We start from the raw sequence: 19,810 nt of genomic DNA on the forward strand, positions 1-19,810 counted from the left end.
ATGCGGACTGCCGGCCTTTATGATGGTACAGACATATGCGAGTACACTTCGTGAGTGCGGAGAGACGATGGTGCCGATGAAAGCCGGTGTGACAGCGGTTCTGGTGAATCTGGTATTTAACTATCTGCTGATCTACGGAAAATTCGGTTTTCCAAAACTGGGCGTTGTCGGTGCTGCAATTGCAACGGTACTTTCCAGATATGTGGAGATGGCGATCGTTTTGGTCTGGACACACAAGCATAAGGAAATCAATACCTATATCGTCGGGCTTTATAAGACGATGAAGATTCCCGGATATCTGATAAAGAAATTTATCATCAAAGGCTCTCCGCTGCTTTTCAACGAAACACTGTGGGCGGCCGCGCAGGCTACACTGATGCAGTGTTATTCGATGCGCGGGCTGAGCGTAGTAGCGGCGTTCAATATTGCGAATACGATTGCAAACTTATTTAATGTAGTATTTATCGCCCTGGGTGATTCGGTAGCCATAGTGGTAGGACAGAGGCTGGGTGCCGGCAAGATGGATGAGGCAAGGGATCTGGACAACAAGATGATCGCCTTTTCCGTGATGTGCTGTACCGGTGTTGCGATTGTGATGTTCCTGATCGCGCCGCTGTTTCCACAGCTGTATAACACTGACAGTACGACAAGACATCTGGCAGAATACCTGATCATGACACAGGCAGTCTTTATGCCGCAGAATGCATTCCTGCATGCGACATATTTTACCCTGCGTTCCGGTGGCAAGACAGTGGTCACGTTCTTTTTCGACAGCGTCTTCGTGTGGATCGTCAGCGTGCCGATCGCCTTTGTGCTGAGCCGGTTTACCGGTTTGTTTGTAGTAGTGATTTTCGCATGCGTCAATATTGCAGACTGGATCAAATGCGTGATCGGCTTTGTACTGGTTAAGAAAGGTGTCTGGTTGCAGAATATTGTGTCGCAGAAAGAATGATAAACAGTGTCGGGCATGGTGAACAATAAAAAGAAAAATAGCAGAAAAATAAGACTTGCAATTTAAAATATGGTAGTGTATAATATTTGACGTATGAATAAACGAGATGGTCCTCTGTTACAAAAGGTATTAAGAACATCCAGGAACAAAAGGAGAAAAAAGATGAACGAAATTATTAAAAACATCGAAGCTGCTCAGCTGAAAGCAGAAGCACCGGCATTCAACGTTGGTGACACCGTAAAAGTTTATGGTAAAATCAAAGAAGGAAACCGCGAAAGAATTCAGATCTTCGAAGGTATCGTAATTAAAAAACAGGGCGGAAGCTGCCGTGAAACTTTCACAGTAAGAAAGAACTCTAACGGTATCGGCGTAGAAAAGACATGGCCGCTGCATTCTCCGAACGTAGAGAGAGTAGAAGTAGTAAGACGTGGTAAAGTAAGACGTGCAAAACTGAACTACTTAAGAGACCGTGTTGGTAAAGCAGCTAAGGTAAAAGAACTGGTAAAATAATTCACAGGTAGAGGAGCAGGGGCAAATACATCATGTACTTGCCCCTGTTTCCGTTTACGCGGGCAATGAGTCAAAGTCCGTGCTTGCACGAGGTCTTGACGACTGCCACGATAATGAGTAAATTTTGCGAAGAGTATGTTATCTCGTTATCGCGTTACTGTGGGAAAACTCTGAGGCAAATGAATATGGGATTTTTTAAAGCAAGGTATGTAAGAGACTATGTGGCAGCTGCCAAGTTAAAAGCAGCTGTTATCTGGGCGGCAGAGATCGCAGCGGTGCTTATCCTCGGCATTGTACTGGCGGTTGGTTATGGGAAAATCACCGTTATGCAGGAAGGTTCTATGGATCCTACGTTAAATGCAGGAGATGTACTTCTGGTCGATCGCATGGCATACAGATTCAGTACGCCGAAGAGGGGAGATATCATCGTATATAAAACAGGCGATGATAAAAAAGCAAGTACACATATCAAACGGATCATCGGACTTCCGGGAGAGACGATACAGATCAAGGACGGACAGATCCTGATAGACGGGGAGACCTATCAGGAAAACGGCGAATTTCCAGGGATTGAAAATGCAGGGGTTGCTGAGACGAAGGTGGCACTGGACAGCGGAGAGTATTTTGTGCTGGGTGATAACCGGAACAACAGCGAAGACAGCAGATACGCCGATATGGGAAATGTCAAGAAAAGAAATATCATCGGTAAGGTCTGGTTTATTGCGTCACCGTGGAGCAGGTTCGGATTCGTATAGAATGAGGTAAGCAGATGAATTTACAATGGTATCCAGGTCATATGACCAAGGCAAAACGGCAGATGCAGGAAGATCTGAAACTGATTGATCTGATCATCGAACTGGTGGACGCCCGCATCCCGTTAAGCAGCAGAAACCCGGATATTGATGAACTGGGTAAAAATAAGGCAAGATTGATCCTGTTAAACAAATCAGATCTTGCAGATGAAAGATATAACGAGCAGTGGTCCGCGTATTTTCAGAAAAAAGGATTTTACGTGGTAAAAGTGAATGCTAAATCAGGCGCGGGACTCAAGTCTATCCAGGGCGTGATCCAGGAAGCTTGTAAGGCAAAGATCGAGAGAGACAGAAGAAGAGGAATCAAGAACCGTCCGATTCGTGCAATGGTTGTAGGTATTCCAAATGTAGGTAAGTCCACATTTATCAACTCCTACGCAGGAAAAGCCTGTGCAAAGACCGGAAACAAACCGGGTGTGACAAAAGGAAAGCAGTGGATCCGTCTGAATAAGACACTGGAACTTCTGGACACACCTGGTATCCTCTGGCCGAAATTTGAGGATCAGGAAGTGGGAAAACGACTGGCGTTTATCGGATCTATCAAGGACGAGATCCTGAATCTGGAGGAACTGTCTCTGGAACTGCTGGATTATATCCGCACGAATTATCCGGGCCTGTTAAATACCCGTTACGGTATCGAGGAAGAGGGCACACCGGTATCTCTTCTGGAAGCAGTAGCGGATAAGAGAAAATGTCTGATCCGCGGGCAGGAGATCGACTATGCGAAAGCGGCAGGAATCGTGATGGAAGAATTCCGTAACGGTAAAATCGGAAGAATCACACTGGAATTTCCACCGGTTGAGGAGGAAACTGCACATGAAGACCATCCGGGAGATTAAAGAAGAATTACAGGCGGCGTCGGGAACAGAGAGAGAAAAACTTCTGGAACTGTACCGGGAGGATACCCGAAGCGGCGTAGTCGGTCTGGTGAAAAAATACGACCGGGAAAAAGAACTGCTGGAGAAAGAAAAACAGCGGATTGAAGATATGAAAGTCTATGAGAACACCTACAGTCACGTGGGCTGGATCTGTGGCATCGATGAAGCAGGACGTGGCCCGCTGGCGGGACCTGTTGTGGCAGGTGCGGTGATCTTGCCGGAAGACAGCAAGATCCTCTGGCTGAACGACTCCAAGCAGCTGTCAGCAAAGAAAAGAGAAGAACTCTATGATGTGATCATGGAAGAAGCGATCAGCGTTGGCGTTGGGTATGCAAGTCCGGCACGAATCGATGAGATCAATATTTTACAGGCAACCTATGAAGCGATGCGGGAAGCCATCTCAAAACTGGCTGTCAAGCCACAGATTCTGTTAAATGATGCGGTGACGATCCCTAAGATCGAGATTCCACAGGTGCCGATCATCAAAGGGGACGCCAAAAGCGTTTCAATCGCAGCTGCAAGTATCATCGCGAAGGTCACCAGGGATCGGTTAATGGCAGAATATGATAAGATCATTCCGGAATATGGATTTGCATCTCATAAGGGATACGGATCGAAAAGTCATATCGAAGCGATTCGGCAATACGGTCCGTCACCGATCCACAGAGCAACATTTATCAAGAACTTTCTGTAATCCGGGATGGATGAAGCTACTGATTTTGGATGAAAATGTCTGAAAACAAAACAGATCACGTAATTCAGTTTTCTGCAAAATAAGAGGAAACTATATTTGAATAAAAGAAAAACAGGACAGGAGCAGGAGGTGAAAGCCGCCTGCTTCTTGAAAACACAGGGATACCAGATACTGGAACGAAATTACCGCTGCAAAAAAGGAGAGATCGACCTGATCGCCCGGGAGGGGCAGTATCTGGTATTTGTGGAAGTGAAATACAGATCAACAAACGAAAGCGGTCTGCCGGAAGAAGCCGTAGATCTGCGGAAACAGCGACAGATCTCCCGGGTGGCAGCCTGGTATCTGACAGAGAAAGGTCTGGATATCTATACACCGTGCAGATTCGATGTGGTGGCGATTGAGGGAGAAGAGATCCGGCTTTACCGGGATGCATTTTTCTACCAGGGTTAAAAGAAGAAATCTGGGAGACAGAAACATCTGCAAATATGGAAAAATGGATAGAAAGTCTTTCAAAAAAGATGAAATACAGAAAACAAACAGCCAGTATCAGAAAATAAAACAGTACAGCAGGAGAGCAGATTATGGACATTCATTGGAAACAGGAATATACAGGAGATATGGAAGTCAGAAAACGTGATGGTGTAACTTACCTTTCTTATCCAAGACTGGAACGGGAATCCGCCATTGTACACGGTTTCAGCACCCGTCTGGGCGGTGTGAGTGAGGGCTGTCTCGGAAGCATGAATCTCAGCTTTTCCAGAGGTGACAACCCGGAAAATGTACTGGAAAACTATCGGAGAATCAGCAGAGCCATCGGATTTCCGTTAGAAAGCATAGTTACTTCTGATCAGACTCATACGACAAATGTGCGCCAGGTAGGAAAAGAAGACTGCGGATGCGGCGTTCTGACGCCACGGACCTTTCACGACATCGACGGTCTGATCACCAACGAGCCGGCTGTAACTCTTGCTACGTTTTATGCCGATTGCGTCCCCTTATATTTCTATGATCCAACCCACAAAGCCATCGGTCTGTCCCATTCCGGCTGGCGGGGAACCGTAGGAAACATCGCAAAAGCAACCGTAGAAGCCATGCAGAAAGCCTATCACACCGACCCGGCAGACCTCATCGCAGCCATCGGTCCCTCCATCTGCCAGGACTGCTACGAAGTAAGCGAAGACGTCATCGAAGAATTCCGCCAGGCTTATCCGGAAACCCTCCACAAAAAGCTCTTCTACCGGAAACCCAACGGAAAGTATCAGCTAAACCTCTGGGAAGCCTGCCACCAAAATTTCCTCACCAGCGGCATACGTGAAGAAAATATCCTCACCCCCAACCTCTGCACCTGCTGCAACCCCGATTTCCTCTACTCCCACCGCGCCTCCCACGGCAAACGAGGAAACCTCGCAGCCTTCCTGGGAATACGATAAAGAAAGAACCATATACATAGAAAAACACTGTGTACGCTCAAATAACCATTATTATAATGGGAAATTGAGTTGTTACACAGTGTTTTTATGTACAAATATAATGTGATTATATGCAGAAAATTACTATCGATATATGCATTTAAAGACAACTATCTAAAAACATCAAACACCTTCCGAAAAGTAATCGAGTTTCCGCCAACATCAGTAAACGATCCCCCGGATCGTTTACGTACGCCTTAAAAAAACTTTTCTAAGAAACTCTATTTTTTCTCTTCTCTGTTCTTAGCAAGCAATTTCGTAATCTTAGAAGTTGTAGACCGAACCTTCTCAACCGAAACATCATGATTCAGAGTATCCATAATACTTGCCAGATATTTACCCATAGCAGCAGGCTCATAATAAGGACGATCCAACAACTCCGGTGTATGATAATTCAGGTCCGTAGTAATCACTTTATGGATATAACCCTTTTCATAATACTCATCAAACTTCTCCAGTCCATCTGTAAACAGGCCAAACGTAGTACAAACAAATACACGATTTGCATTCCGATCTTTCAGCTGTTTTGCCACATCCAGCATGCTCTCGCCGGAAGAAATCATATCATCAATAACGATCACATCCTTGCCGGCTACAGAGTCGCCCAGGAACTCATGAGCAACGATTGGATTTTTACCATTTACAACGGTAGAATAATCACGACGTTTGTAGAACATACCCATATCAACACCAAGAATATTGGAGAAATATACGGCTCTTGCCATAGCACCTTCATCCGGGCTGATGATCATCAGATGTTCGTTGTCGATCTGCAGATCCGGTACGGAACGAAGCAACGCTTTCAGGAACTGATAAGTAGGCATGAAATTATCAAAACCGGACAGCGGAATCGCATTCTGTACACGAGGATCATGAGCGTCGAAAGTGATAATATTGGAAACACCCATACTAACCAGCTCCTGCAGAGCCATTGCACAGTCCAGAGATTCACGTTTGCTGCGTTTATGCTGTCTTCCTTCATACAGGAACGGCATAACAACGTTGATACGGTGAGCTTTTCCTGTAGCAGCAGCGATGATACGTTTAAGATCCTGGAAATGATCATCCGGAGACATATGATTTTCATAACCATTTACTTTATAAGTGATACTGTAGTTGGTGATATCGCAAAGAATGAAAAGATCCACTCCACGGATAGATTCGTTGATGACACCTTTTGCTTCACCGGTACCGAAACGAGGGCAGTCACAGTCAATAAGGAAAGATTCCTCTGCATATCCTGACCATGCGATGCCGTTAGTCCGGTGCTCCATAAGCTCTTTACGGAACTGAACCAGATAATCATTGACGGTTTTTCCCAGTTCTTCACAGCCTTTCAGCGCTGCGATTTTAATAGGTGCGACTGGAATGGATTTTTCCAATAAGTCTAAGTTTGCCATAATAACCTCCAAATAAAGTGATTTAACCTGTTGTATTTTACACGATTTTTACAGACATAATAGTTATACCATTAGAAACTAAAGCCCGTCAAGAATATGTAGAATTCTTGTGAAAAATAACGGGAAAAACAGTATTTTTCGGCTTTTCCTTGACAATTCTGGGCGGTTTCTATATAGTAAGGTAGCGGAAAGAACCTGAAAATGTTCGTAAGTGTTCAATACTTGTAACTGTTCAGTACCCTCACGGTTACGAGTCAAAATACCTCGCGGAATATTTCCGGTTGAATAGTTATAATTGTTCTTAGCAGGAGAACGGAGAAAGTTGAATGAAAAAAAACAAACATATTATAAAGATGGTTCAGCCCGGGAGTATAGCCGAAGAACTGGAGATCGAACCGGGAGATGAACTGATTTCCATCAATGACCAGAAGATCGAAGATGTTTTCGATTATCATTATCTGGTAAACGATGATTATCTGACAGTACTGATCCGTAAGACCAACGGGGAAGAATGGGAACTGGAGATTGAAAAAGATTATGAGGAAGATCTGGGGATCGAGTTCGATAATGGACTGATGGATGAATATCGTTCCTGCAGAAACAACTGTATTTTCTGTTTTATCGATCAGATGCCGCCGGGGATGCGGGAAACTTTGTATTTTAAAGACGATGATTCCCGTCTTTCTTTTTTGCAGGGTAATTATGTAACACTTACAAATATGAGTGATCATGACATCGACCGTATCATAAAGTACCATCTGGGGCCAATCAATATTTCTTTCCAGACAACCAATCCCCAGCTTCGCTGTAAGATGCTCCATAACCGGTTCGCCGGGGATATTTTTCCAAAGGTGCAACGGTTATACGAAGCCGGAATTGAAATGAATGGTCAGATTGTTCTGTGTAAAGGCGTGAATGACGGAGAGGAACTGGAACGGAGTATCCGGGATCTCAGCCGGTATCTGCCGCATCTTCGAAGCGTCTCGATCGTTCCTGTTGGACTGAGTAAATACAGGGATGGTCTGTACCCACTGGAGCCATTTACAAAAGAAGATGCTCAAAATGTACTGGAATGCGTTCACAGATGGCAAAAAATGCTGTATGCTGAATATGGCCTGCATTTTATTCATTGCAGTGACGAATGGTATATCCTGGCAGAGCAGTCCATGCCGCCGGAAGAACAGTACGATGGATATCTGCAGCTGGAAAATGGCGTAGGTATGCTGCGGCTTTTGGATACTGAGATACAGGAGACGGTGCAGGGTCTGGAGGGAAATGACACGCTTCGACATTTTTCGGTAGCGACCGGAAAACTGGCAGCGCCTTATATAGAAAAGAATATTTCGTATGTTCAGGAAAAGTTTCCGAATATTCATGGGACGGTCTATGCGATCCGAAACGACTTCTTTGGTCCGATGATCACCGTATCCGGTCTGATCACAGGACAGGATCTGATCGCACAGCTGAAAGATCAGGATCTTGGGGAACGACTTCTGATCCCGTGCAATATGCTTCGTGCGGGAGAAAATGTGTTCCTGGACGATATTACCGTAGAAGAAGCAGAAGAAGCGTTACAGATAAAAATCACTGTGGTAAATGAAGATGGTGCATCTTTTGTACACGCAGTGGTAGATGATACAATATTGGAAAATCATAAAAGGAGGCAGATCTATGAGCAAGCCGATTGTAGCAATTGTGGGACGACCTAATGTGGGTAAATCCACATTATTCAATGCCCTGGCAGGAGAGACTATTTCCATTGTAAAAGATACACCGGGTGTAACAAGAGACCGTATCTATGCGGATGCAACCTGGTTAAACTACAGTTTTACACTGATCGATACCGGCGGTATTGAGCCGGAGAGCAAAGATGTCATCCTGGCGCAGATGAGAGATCAGGCACAGATTGCGATTGATACCGCAGATGTTATTATTTTTATCACCGATGTGCGCCAGGGACTGGTAGATGCCGATTCCAAAGTGGCTGATATGCTGAGAAGAAGTGGCAAACCGGTACTTCTGGTGGTGAATAAAGTAGACAGTTTTGCAAAATTCATGCCGGATGTATACGAATTCTATAATCTTGGCATCGGCGATCCGATTCCGATCTCCGCATCCAGCAAGCTGGGTATGGGTGATATGCTTGACGAAGTGGTAAAATATTTCCCTACCGAAGAAGAGGAAGAGGAGGAAAATGAGATTCCTCATATCGCTATCGTAGGAAAACCAAACGTAGGAAAATCCTCTATTGTCAATAAATTACTGGGACAGAACCGTGTGATCGTATCAAATGTTGCTGGAACCACCCGTGATGCCATCGATACCAACGTGATGTGGAACGGAAAAGAATATGTATTTATCGATACCGCAGGTCTTCGAAGAAAAAATAAGATCAAAGAAGAACTGGAACGTTACAGTATTATCCGTACCGTAACGGCTGTAGAACGTGCCGATGTGGTCATCGTGGTCATCGATGCGGTAGAAGGGATCACGGAACAGGATGCGAAGATCGCCGGTATTGCTCATGAACGTGGAAAAGGTGTTATCATTGCAGTGAACAAATGGGACGCGGTCGAGAAAGATGATAAAACCATTTACAAATATACAAATAAGGTTCGTGAAGTCCTGGCGTACATGCCGTATGCGGAAATCCTGTTTATCTCCGCTCAGACCGGACAGCGTCTTCCAAAACTGTTCGAGACGATCGATATGGTACTGGAAAATCAGACACTGCGTATCCAGACCGGTGTACTCAACGAGATCATGACGGAAGCGATCGCGATGCAACAGCCACCGTCAGACAAAGGAAAACGTCTGAAACTGTACTATATGACACAGGTATCCATCAAACCGCCGACATTTGTTATCTTTGTCAATGATAAAGAACTGATGCATTTTTCTTATACCCGTTATCTTGAAAACAAGATCCGTGAAGCATTCGGTTTCAGGGGAACTTCTCTGAAGTTTATCATTCGGGAAAGAAATGGTGAAAAATAAGAATTATTAGATCCGGGGAGGGATATTTATGGAACGGATTCTCTGTGTTCTGATCGGATATATCTGTGGACTTTTCCAGACCTCTTATCTGTATGGAAAAGTCCACGGTATCGATATCCGTAATTACGGAAGCGGAAATGCCGGAACGACCAATGCACTGCGTACACTGGGCGCAAAGGCAGGAGCAATCACACTGCTTGGAGACTGTTTTAAATGTGTGATCGCGGTTGTGATCGTACATCTGATTTTTGGAAAAAGCCATCCGGAGATGATCCGGCTGCTGGGAATGTATGCGGCAGCGGGAACGATCCTCGGACATAATTTTCCGTTTTACCTGAACTTTAAAGGAGGAAAAGGAATTGCTGCCACAGCCGGTCTGCTGTTATCGTTTGATCTGCGGCTGACACTGGTTGCAGCTATTGTGTTCCTTGCAGTATTTTTCCTTACCCACTATGTATCACTGGGATCTCTGCTGGTTTATGTGGTATTTGTGGCAGGTATCATTATCATGGGACAGAACGGACAATTTACGGGAATGAGTCAGGCAAATATTTATGAAATGTATGTGCTTGCCATCTTGCTTGCCATCCTTGCATATTACAAACACTGGCCGAATATTCTGCGTCTGATCCATGGAAATGAAAATAAAACATATCTGAAAAAGAAAAAAGCATAATGGAGGTGTCGTATGAAGAAAATCGGCGTACTGGGAGCCGGAAGTTGGGGAACTGCCCTCACGTGGCTTCTGACAAATAACGGACATGAAGTAACTTTGTGGTCTATCATGGAAGCTGAAGTGGAGATGCTTCGCACAAAAAGAGAACATACTTCCAAACTTCCGGGTGTAAAACTGCAGGAAAGTATTCAGTTGACAAGCAATCTGGAAGAAGCAATGGCAGACAAGGATGTACTGGTACTGGCAGTACCTTCTCCATATACCAGAAGCACCGCACAGAAGATGGCACCATATCTGAAAAAAGGCCAGATTGTTGTCAACGTGGCGAAAGGTGTGGAAGAGCATACGCTGATGACCTTAAGTCAGATCATCGAAGAAGAACTGCCGGAAGCAAATGTTGCCGTATTATCCGGTCCGAGCCATGCGGAAGAGGTTGGAAAAGGTCTTCCGACAACCTGTGTGGTGGGAGCGAGAACGAGACAGATAGCAGAATATCTGCAGGAAATCTTCATGAGTCCGGTTTTCCGTGTTTACACAAGTCCGGATGTTCTTGGTATCGAACTGGGAGCGGCCTTGAAAAATGTCATCGCGCTGGCCGCAGGTGTAGCAGATGGTCTTGGCTACGGAGACAACACAAAAGCAGCTCTGATCACCAGAGGAATCGCAGAGATCTCCCGCCTTGGTATCGCAATGGGTGCACATGCGAGAACCTTTTATGGACTGTCCGGTATCGGTGATCTGATCGTTACCTGCGCAAGCGTACACAGCCGTAACCGTAAAGCAGGTTATCTGATGGGCAAGGGATGTACCATGCAAGAAGCCATGGATGAAGTCAAGATGGTGGTAGAAGGGGTATATTCTGCGAAGGCAGCACTGGGACTGGCTGAAAAATATGGGGTGGAAATGCCGATTATTGCGGAAGTCAATAAAGTGTTGTTTGAAGATAAGAACGCTGCGGATGCGGTGAATGAGCTGATGCAGAGAATGAAAAAGGATGAGCTTGGAGTTGAACTCTGGGATGATGAGAAATAGAAGAGTGATGTAAAACGGACGACCGCCCGGGAATGATTCCCGGGCGGGCTGCATTTTATATACCTTAATCCTTTAGATCACGAAACCCTGCATATCCTCCGGTATCCCTGCACTTCTGAATTTCTCATCCAGGGCATCGATCGTCTTCATTTCCATGTCGGTCAGTTCGAAATCAAAAATATCTGCATTTTCCGCAATCCTCTCAGGATTTACCGACTTCGGAATAGCAGAGATTCCTTTCTGTACCAGCCACCGCAGACCTATCTGTGCCGGCGATTTTCCGTAAGTTTCTCCTATATGAATCATTGTATCTTTTTTGAGATAAGCCCCACGGGCAAGCGGTGCATAAGCCTGTACGGCAATGCCTCGTTCCTTACAATACTCGTACAGGTCTGACTGATTCCACAGTGGATGATACTCTATCTGATTCACTGCCGGAACGATTCCGGAAGTCTGAAACAGTGCTTCCAGATGGGAAATCTCAAAATTACTTACGCCAATCGCTTTTGCCTGACCGGATTCCCGGATACGCTCCAGCGCCTGCCAGGAATTGATAAAACAACCGGGTACCGGCCAGTGGATCAGATAAAGATCCACATAATCAAGTCCGAGTCGATCCAGACTTCGTTGAAAGGCCCCGTCAATATCTCCGATTCGCTGTGCGGTATTCCATAATTTTGTTGTGATAAAAAGTTCTTTCCGTGGAACAGAAGAAGAACGGATCCCCCGCCCTACCCCCTCTTCGTTTTTATAAGCAGAAGCTGTGTCAATTAACCGATAGCCAAGATCCAGAGCGGTGGAGATAGCGCCTTCCACTTCACCGGGTGCGGTAGCTTTATATACGCCAAGCCCCAGAAGCGGCATGCTGGCATTTGTGTTCAAAGTCAATGATGGGATGTTTGACATGATGTAAACCTCCTCTCGTAACATCCGGCATTTCCGAAAAGCACAAAAATGACCGAAAATCCCAATTTCCGTCCATTATACCATGGAAATGTGAAATAATTAGGGCAAAAATATTACGAAGCTGTGACATGAAGGCGATACGGAAGATCAAAGACCCTATCCCCGGGATAGGATAAACCATCAACGATACATGTTAACGAATTAACAAAGCAAAGCGTGAAAATCGGAGACTGCGTCATTTCTTACAAAAATCCCCTGTTGTATATAAAAAAGTACAGCTGAATTTATAAATATTTTGCATAGATTCTATTGAATACCATAGGGAAAAGGAGTATAATAAAACATAATTGACAAAAGATTGTCATATCCCCCATTGGGGGAAAAGCAGAGAAAGGAGTAGGACATGCACTTATTAAAAGATGAGAACGGAAATGTAATTCCACATGGTGATGGCCCTGCCCATAAACATGAGCATGACCATGGCTGTAAAGAACATGCATGCGACGGATGCAGTGGCGGTTCTGACAAATGTAAGAACGAATCTGTAGCACTGTTAAACTATATGGTGGATCATAACGAACATCATGCAGCAGAACTCGATCAGATGGCTGACAACCTGGCAAAACTGGGTATGGATACAGCTGCAAAGCAGATCAAAGAAGCAGTAGCTGATTTCCAGAAAGGCAATCTCAGATTGCGTCTGGCACTCACAACAGTAAAAGAAGAGCTGAAAGAGTTTTAATCAGTGTTTTACAGACTGCATATGACATCTTGGTAAAAGGAGGAATAGCAAATGTGTCTGGCTACTGTATATAAAGAAAGCGATGATACTGTCATCTGCCGGAATGTAAGCAAGATTCTGGTAGAGGGTGAAAAAGTTATTATCCGCGATATCATGGGAGAAGAGACCAGCATTGAAGGAAAGATTCTGATGGTCGATCTCGCAAACAGCATTGTAAAATTACAGTGCGATTAATGATAAGGTCATAAGATGTAATAATCTTATAAGATAGATTCTAACTATTCAGTAGATAGTAACTGTGAAGAAACTGAGCAGTTACGATAGATTCTACACTGATAAGGCAGAACTTAATAACAAGAAACTATCAGAAAGGATAAGAAAATGTCACATGTAATTGCAGTCGCAGGAAAAGGTGGAGTTGGAAAAACCACACTGTGTGGACTTCTGATTCAGTACCTCTGCGAACAGAAAAAGGGACCGATTCTGGCAGTGGATGCAGATGCGAATTCTAATCTGAATGAAGTACTCGGCGTAGAGGTAGAAGCTACACTGGGTGATATCAGAGAAGAAATTGCCAGAGCGGAAACGGCAAAAGAAAATCCGATTCCTGCGGGAGTGAGCAAGGCTGATTATGCTGAGTTCAAATTTAATTCCGCGCTGATCGAGGATGATGACTTCGATATGCTGGTGATGGGACGTACCCAGGGAAAAGGATGCTACTGCTTTGTAAACGGACTGTTACAGGCACAGCTTGCCAAACTGCAAAACAATTATCCGTATATGGTTGTGGATAATGAAGCAGGAATGGAACACATCAGCCGCGGAGTTCTTCCAAATATGCAGACTGCTATTTTAGTCAGCGACTGTTCCAGAAGAGGAATCCAGGCAGTGGGACGAATCAAAAAACTGATCGAGGAATGCGATATGCATCCACAGCAGATCGGGCTGATCGTAAACCGTGCGCCGAACGGTGTTCTTAATGAAGGAACCAAAGAGGAGATCGAGATCCAGGGCCTGAACCTTCTGGGTGTGGTTCCTCAGGATGAACTGGTATATGAATATGACTGCGAAGGAAGACCAACCGTTGAACTTCCGGAAGATTCACCGGTTCGAAAAGCGATGAGTGAAATCGTCAAAAAACTGAATTTATAATTCATTATCAATGCGGATATTACCGGAGAGATAATCTCCGGAGTGTCTTCGCCCGGAAGATACACAAAACCACACTTCCGGGTGAAAGAATATATAATAGCCATAAAAGCGGAGAAAAGCGGAGGAATGGCTATAAAACAAAAGGAGGAAAAAAATGAGCGAATTTAAGATGACTACCGTTGAAGAGATGGAAGCAGCCACCAACCGTCTGTTGGAAACGGGAGCAAAAGTAGGAGCTGACGCATGGCAGTTCCGTGTAAAAAACCAGACACCACACTGTAAATTTGGTGAACAGGGTGTCTGTTGTAGAATCTGTGCAATGGGACCTTGCCGTATTACCCCGAAGGCTCCGAGAGGAATCTGCGGATGTGATGCTCACGGTATCGTAGGACGTAACTTCCTGAAATTTACAGCAGCTGGAGCAGCTACTCACTCTGATCATGGTCGTGAGATCTGCCACACTCTGTACTGTACAGCAGAAGACGGAAACTACAAAGTAAAAGATCCTGAGAAACTGCTTCGTATCGCAAAAGAATGGGGCGTAGAGACAGAAGGAAAAGATATCTATGATCTGGCTCATGAGATGGCTGAGATCGGTCTGATGGAATATGGTAAACCATTCGGATATCAGAGATTCCTGGACAGAATGCCGGAAGGACAGAAAGAAAAACTGATCGAGAACGAGATTGCACCGCGTGCGATCGACCGTGAAGTTTCCACTTCCTTACATATGGCTCATATGGGATGCTCTTCTCTGCCGGAAGCACTGGTAAAACAGTCTCTGCGTGCCGGTTTGGCAGATGGATGGGGCGGTTCCATGATGGGAACAGAGTTCTCTGATGTCCTGTTCGGAACTCCGAAGCCAATCGATACAGAAGCAAACCTGGGTGTTATGGTTGCCGAGAATGTAAACATCGTTGTTCACGGACATGATCCGAGCCTTTCCGAGATGATCTGCGAATATGCTGACAGCCCGGAAATGATCGCATACGCAAAAGAAATGGGAGCAAAAGGAATCACTGTATCCGGTGTATGCTGTACTTCCAATGAAGTAGCTATGCGTCGCGGTATTCCGATGGCAGGTAACTTCCTGCAGCAGGAAAACGTTGTTCTGACAGGTGCATGTGAAGCAATCGTTGTAGACGTACAGTGTATCTTCCCGGCATTAGGACCTCTGAGCAAATGTTTCCATACAAAATTCGTGACAACTTCTCCGATCGCTCAGATGCCTGATTCTGAATTTATCCGTTTCAACGCTGAGACAGCAGGAGAAAATGCAAAAGCAATCGTAAAGATGGCAATCGAAAACTTCAAGAACAGAAAACCGGAACTGGTACATATCCCGGATATGAAAGCAAAAGCAACCGTTGGTTATTCTGTAGAAGCAATCGTAAAAACTCTGGATGGAGTTACCAACAGCCAGGTTGACGAAACCGGAACAACAAAACCACTTCTGGAATGTATTACTTCCGGTGTTATCCGTGGTGCCGTTGCTATGGTTGGATGTAACAATCCGAAGATCCGTCCTGACTATGCACATATCGAGCTGATGAAGAAACTGATCGCAAACGATATCGTTGTTATCGCTTCCGGATGTTCCGCGCAGGCAGCAGCAAAAGCCGGTCTGATGGACAAATCCGCAAAAGATATCTGTGGTGCAGGTTTGAAACGTGTATGTGAACTGGCTGATATCCCGCCGGTACTGCATATGGGATCCTGTGTAGATATCTCCCGTATGATGATCCTGGCAGCTGAACTTGCTAAAGATTCCGGTCTGCAGATCAATCAGCTTCCTGTAGTTGGATGTGCTCCTGAATGGATGTCCGAAAAGGCAGTATCCATCGGTAACTACGTAGTAGGAACCGGTATCGATACCTTCCTGGGTGTTGATCCTTATGTATCCGGTTCCAGTGAAATGTGTGAACTGCTGACAGAAGGAACCAGAAAATGGACAGGTGCTGCTTACACAGTAGAAACAGATATCGAAAAACTGACCGATCTGATGATCGAAAGAATCGAAGAGAAGAGAACTGCTCTTGGTATTTAATCGATAAGATCGCTCATCTGTACGATGCCGGGATCTGGAATTACCAAACCCGGCATCGGATACAAATATAATGATAAGGTGGATGACTAATTATGAAGATTGCAGTTACCGGTAAAGGCGGCGTGGGAAAGACAACGTTTGCGGCTACTCTGGCGCGTCTGTATGCGGAAGAGGGGCGGCATGTACTGGCAGCCGATGTGGATCCGGATGCGAATCTGGGACTGGCTCTTGGATTTTCAGAAGAAGAGCTGGATACGATCGTTCCGATCAGCAAGATGAGAAAACTTGTAGAGGAACGTACCGGTGCTGGACCGGATAATCAGTATTACAAGATTAATCCGAAGGTAGACGATATTCCGGATGCATACGGAAAAGTGTGCAACGGAGTAAAACTCCTGGTTCTTGGAACAGTGGAGACTGGCGGTGCCGGATGTGTCTGCCCGGAACATGTGATGCTCAGAAGAATTATTAACAACCTGGTACTTCACAGAGGTGATGTAGTGGTGCTGGATATGGAAGCCGGTCTGGAACATATGGGTCGGGGAACCACAGAAGGTATGGATCAGTTCATCGTAGTGATCGAACCTGGATCAAGAAGTGTACAGACTTACAAGAATGTAAAACGTCTGGCAAAAGATCTCGGTGTGAAACAGGTACACGTGGTTGCCAATAAGATCCGGGATGAAAAAGATGAAGAATTTGTAAAAACACATATTCCGGCAGAAGATCTGCTGGGATTCATTCACTACAACACGGAGATTATGGATGCGGACCGTCTGGGCTGTTCTCCATACGACTACAGCAAATCGGCAGTAGATGAGATCCGTAAAATCAAAACGACCATCGATAAAATCGATGATTGCGATAAATAATCGTTTAGGAGGAAAAAACATTGACATTATTTGAAAGAGTATTCAATGGAAATGATGCTGTATACGGTCTGACTGAACAGGCAATTGATGCAGCAATTGCGCAGCATGGTGAAGAGAAAGCAGTCAGCTTTCCAAACACTGCTTACTGCCTGCCTTGCTATTACGCTGTAACAGGTGTAAAGGTTACTAATCTGAAAGAATTAAAGGAAGCACTGGGAGTTGTTAAAACTCTTATGACAAGAGAGCCACGTCTGAATGACGCTTTTATGTCTGGCGTTGCTACAGCACTGTGTGCGGAATTTATCGAAGCTTTAAAATATATTGACGGTGCTACTCCATACGAAGAGCCATTATACGGACATCTGGCAGATGCAGTGATCCGTGAACTGGGTGTACCGCTTGTAACAGGTGATATCCCTGGTGTAGCTGTTATCCTGGGATCCGCTCCTACAGTAGAAGAAGGCGTTGCACTGGTAAAATCTTATCAGGCACAGGGTATTCTGGTAACACTGGTAGGCGGTATCTGTGATCAGGTAGCAGAAGCAGGTATGGCTACCGGCGCAAACGTACGTGTTATCCCGCTGGGTAAAGATGTAACAGCAGTTATCCATGTAGTATCCGTAGCTCTGAGAGCAGCTCTGATCTTCGGTAACGTAACACCTGGTGATGCTAAGACTCTGATGGAATACACCATGCAGCGTGTACCGGCATTTGTTAACGCATTCGCTCCTCTGGATGACGTAATCGTAGCATGTGGTGCTGGTGCTATCGCACTGGGATTCCCGGTAATCACCAACGAAACAGAAAACATCGCACGTGTTCCGAAGAGCCTGATTGTTCAGGAAGATGTAAGCAAATTCAATGCAACATCTCTGGAAGCTCGTGATATCAAGATCAAGATCACAAACATCGATATCCCGGTAGCATTCGCATCCGCATTCGAAGGTGAGATCATTCGTCGTGGTGACATGCAGGTTGAATTCGATGGTTCCCGTGTTGACTGTGCTGAGCTGGTTCATACTGTTGATGCCAGTGAGATCGAAGATCATAAGATCACAGTTGTAGGACCGGAAGTAGATGACATGGAACTGGGAAGTAAAAACAGCATTGCATATGTTGTTAAAGTTGCCGGTAAAAACATGCAGCCTGACTTTGAACCGGTTATCGAGCGTAAATTCCATAACTACATCAACTGCATCGAAGGAGTATACCATACAGGACAGAGAGATATGCAGAGAATCCGTATCAGCAAAGATGCATTTGCTGCAGGCTTCAAGATCAAACATATCGGTGAGGTTCTCTATACACAGGTTAAGAATGAATTTGACGCAGTTGTTGATAAATGTGAAGTTACTATTTATACAGATCCTGCTGAGTGTACAAGAATCCGTCATGAAGTTGCTATCCCGATCTTCGAGAAACGTGATGACCGTCTGAATACTCTGACGGACGAATCTGTAGATGTATATTACAGCTGTATCCTCTGCCAGGCATTCTCCCCGTCTCACGTATGTGTTGTTACACCTGAGAGACTTGGACTTTGCGGTGCCGTTTCATGGCTGGATGCAAAAGCTACCAACGAGCTGGATCCAAACGGACCTTGCCAGGTAATTACAAAAGAAAGACCTATTGATGAGAATCTTGGTTCTTATGAAGACGTAGATGAAGCTGTTAAGAAATTCTCCCAGGGTGCATTAGAGCACGTTACACTGTACTCTATCATGCAGGATCCTATGACATCATGCGGATGCTTCGAGTGTATCTGCGGTATCGAGCCATTCTCCAATGGTGTTGTTATCGCTAACCGTGAGTATGCAGGCATGACACCTCTTGGAATGACATTCTCAGAAATGGCATCCATGACAGGTGGTGGTGTTCAGACACCTGGTTTCATGGGACATGGTAAACATTTCATCAGCTCCAAGAAGTTCATGAAGGCAGAAGGCGGTATTGAACGTATCGTATGGATGCCAAAAGAACTGAAAGAGTTTGTTGCTGAGCGTCTTAACAACACAGCAAAAGAACTCTACGGAATTGAAAACTTTACAGATATGATCGGTGATGAAACAATCGCTACTGATCCGGAAACACTGGTTGGATTCCTTACAGAAAAAGGCCATCCGGCATTAGCCCTTGATCCGATGATGTAAAGATGGTGGTTTTCCCGGAGGTATTATGTGAGTCATGCGGAGGCTTTTAATAAGCCTCCGGGTTTAAACGCTCAAAAGCGTATAGATAAAAACCATAGTATATTATATTTCAAGGACATACAGAATGTGATCGTGTGAAAGTACAATCGTTCTGTTTCGTAAAGACGGAATATGGCTGCCGTAATGATTTGCTGATAAAAAATATATGCGGAGTGTATGAAGAATCAGCAAAGTTCAGATATGGCAATTTGCCGAATTTATTTTTTTCAATTTGTTATGGAAAATAAAGGAAAGCTGTGAAATTGTTGTTTTTTTAACAAAATATGACAGACTGTACTTGTCAACGGGCAGGATAATGTTGTATACTACACATGACATGGTGTGTAAGTCTGCGAAAAGATACATACACACAGTAATTTTTTTAAGGAGGCCAAAAAAATGCCGTTTAATCAGAAACTTCAGAAATTCAATGCAAAGATTAATACAGTCACCATTGGCAGCGGAGATAAGACTGTAACAAT

19 protein-coding genes are annotated in these 19,810 nt (G+C 44.8%); 17 read left to right on the top strand and 2 right to left on the bottom strand.

Annotated features, from left to right (window positions below):
• The 7 genes from MSA64_RS04480 to pgeF form a co-directional block, all read left to right on the top strand.
• The coding region (locus MSA64_RS04480; RefSeq protein WP_287890750.1) for an MATE family efflux transporter at positions 1-952 on the top strand (952 nt) is incomplete at its 5' end.
• 162 nt (positions 953-1,114) lie between these two features.
• A complete protein-coding gene (gene rplS / locus MSA64_RS04485; protein ID WP_022171184.1) occupies positions 1,115-1,462 on the top strand; it encodes a 50S ribosomal protein L19 in 348 nt (115 codons plus the stop codon).
• A gap of 185 nt (positions 1,463-1,647) precedes the next feature.
• A complete protein-coding gene (gene lepB / locus MSA64_RS04490) occupies positions 1,648-2,217 on the top strand; it encodes a signal peptidase I (protein WP_117524615.1) in 570 nt (189 codons plus the stop codon).
• A gap of 14 nt (positions 2,218-2,231) precedes the next feature.
• Complete coding sequence (gene ylqF / locus MSA64_RS04495; protein WP_022171182.1) at positions 2,232-3,113, top strand: ribosome biogenesis GTPase YlqF; 882 nt, start codon at positions 2,232-2,234, stop codon at positions 3,111-3,113.
• A complete protein-coding gene (locus MSA64_RS04500; RefSeq protein WP_287890754.1) occupies positions 3,091-3,846 on the top strand; it encodes a ribonuclease HII in 756 nt (251 codons plus the stop codon). The genes ylqF and MSA64_RS04500 overlap by 23 nt, the downstream gene beginning before the upstream one ends.
• Before the next feature lie 96 nt (positions 3,847-3,942).
• Positions 3,943-4,296, top strand: a complete 354-nt coding sequence (locus tag MSA64_RS04505; RefSeq protein WP_118567628.1) for a YraN family protein — start codon at positions 3,943-3,945, stop codon at positions 4,294-4,296.
• Positions 4,297-4,427: 131 nt separating this feature from the next.
• A complete protein-coding gene (pgeF, locus tag MSA64_RS04510) occupies positions 4,428-5,276 on the top strand; it encodes a peptidoglycan editing factor PgeF (protein ID WP_287890756.1) in 849 nt (282 codons plus the stop codon).
• 260 nt (positions 5,277-5,536) lie between these two features.
• On the opposite strand, the gene MSA64_RS04515 is transcribed toward pgeF, so the two are convergent.
• Positions 5,537-6,715 (bottom strand): ribose-phosphate pyrophosphokinase, encoded by a 1,179-nt coding sequence (locus MSA64_RS04515; RefSeq protein WP_106492527.1) that lies wholly within the window; start codon positions 6,713-6,715, stop codon positions 5,537-5,539.
• 326 nt (positions 6,716-7,041) lie between these two features.
• Here MSA64_RS04515 and MSA64_RS04520 point away from each other — a divergent pair, with 326 nt between their 5' ends.
• Genes MSA64_RS04520 through MSA64_RS04535 form a run of 4 tightly spaced genes read left to right on the top strand, consistent with a single transcriptional unit; the run spans position 7,042 to position 11,420 of the window.
• Positions 7,042-8,424, top strand: a complete 1,383-nt coding sequence (locus MSA64_RS04520) for a DUF512 domain-containing protein (protein ID WP_106492526.1) — start codon at positions 7,042-7,044, stop codon at positions 8,422-8,424.
• On the top strand, positions 8,387-9,712 hold the full coding sequence (der, locus tag MSA64_RS04525; protein ID WP_022171176.1) for a ribosome biogenesis GTPase Der: 1,326 nt from the start codon (positions 8,387-8,389) through the stop codon (positions 9,710-9,712). Before MSA64_RS04520 ends, der begins: the two co-directional genes overlap by 38 nt.
• Positions 9,713-9,740: 28 nt before the next feature.
• Positions 9,741-10,388, top strand: coding sequence for a glycerol-3-phosphate 1-O-acyltransferase PlsY (gene plsY / locus MSA64_RS04530; protein ID WP_022171175.1), 648 nt, complete (start codon positions 9,741-9,743; stop codon positions 10,386-10,388).
• A 12-nt stretch (positions 10,389-10,400) separates the two neighbouring features.
• Entirely contained in the window at positions 10,401-11,420 is a 1,020-nt protein-coding gene (locus MSA64_RS04535) for an NAD(P)H-dependent glycerol-3-phosphate dehydrogenase (RefSeq protein WP_287890759.1), read from the top strand.
• Positions 11,421-11,492: 72 nt separating this feature from the next.
• Here MSA64_RS04535 and MSA64_RS04540 read toward each other — a convergent pair whose 3' ends face one another.
• Positions 11,493-12,326 carry an aldo/keto reductase gene (locus tag MSA64_RS04540; RefSeq protein WP_022171173.1) on the bottom strand — a complete coding sequence of 278 codons (834 nt, stop codon included), beginning with the start codon at positions 12,324-12,326 and terminating at the stop codon, positions 11,493-11,495.
• A gap of 403 nt (positions 12,327-12,729) precedes the next feature.
• On the opposite strand from MSA64_RS04540, the gene MSA64_RS04545 reads away from it, so the two are divergent.
• From MSA64_RS04545 to acsB, 6 genes are all read left to right on the top strand, one after another.
• A complete protein-coding gene (locus tag MSA64_RS04545; protein ID WP_277663447.1) occupies positions 12,730-13,068 on the top strand; it encodes a cobalt transporter in 339 nt (112 codons plus the stop codon).
• Positions 13,069-13,119: 51 nt separating this feature from the next.
• The gene (locus MSA64_RS04550; protein ID WP_022171171.1) at positions 13,120-13,302 is read left to right on the top strand and encodes a CooT family nickel-binding protein; all 183 of its coding nucleotides are present in this window, start codon (positions 13,120-13,122) and stop codon (positions 13,300-13,302) included.
• A gap of 147 nt (positions 13,303-13,449) precedes the next feature.
• Entirely contained in the window at positions 13,450-14,220 is a 771-nt protein-coding gene (locus MSA64_RS04555) for a nucleotide-binding protein (RefSeq protein ID WP_154432096.1), read from the top strand.
• Positions 14,221-14,374: 154 nt separating this feature from the next.
• On the top strand, positions 14,375-16,267 hold the full coding sequence (gene cooS, locus MSA64_RS04560; protein ID WP_287890762.1) for an anaerobic carbon-monoxide dehydrogenase catalytic subunit: 1,893 nt from the start codon (positions 14,375-14,377) through the stop codon (positions 16,265-16,267).
• 92 nt (positions 16,268-16,359) lie between these two features.
• On the top strand, positions 16,360-17,139 hold the full coding sequence (locus MSA64_RS04565; RefSeq protein ID WP_287890764.1) for an ATP-binding protein: 780 nt from the start codon (positions 16,360-16,362) through the stop codon (positions 17,137-17,139).
• Between the two features lie 20 nt (positions 17,140-17,159).
• Positions 17,160-19,289 (top strand): acetyl-CoA decarbonylase/synthase complex subunit alpha/beta, encoded by a 2,130-nt coding sequence (gene acsB / locus MSA64_RS04570; RefSeq protein WP_287890766.1) that lies wholly within the window; start codon positions 17,160-17,162, stop codon positions 19,287-19,289.
• The last annotated feature ends 521 nt before the right edge of the window (positions 19,290-19,810 follow it).

The sequence above is a fragment of the Oliverpabstia sp. genome, from assembly GCF_022785585.1.
Taxonomy (GTDB): Bacteria; Bacillota; Clostridia; order Lachnospirales; family Lachnospiraceae; genus Oliverpabstia; species Oliverpabstia intestinalis.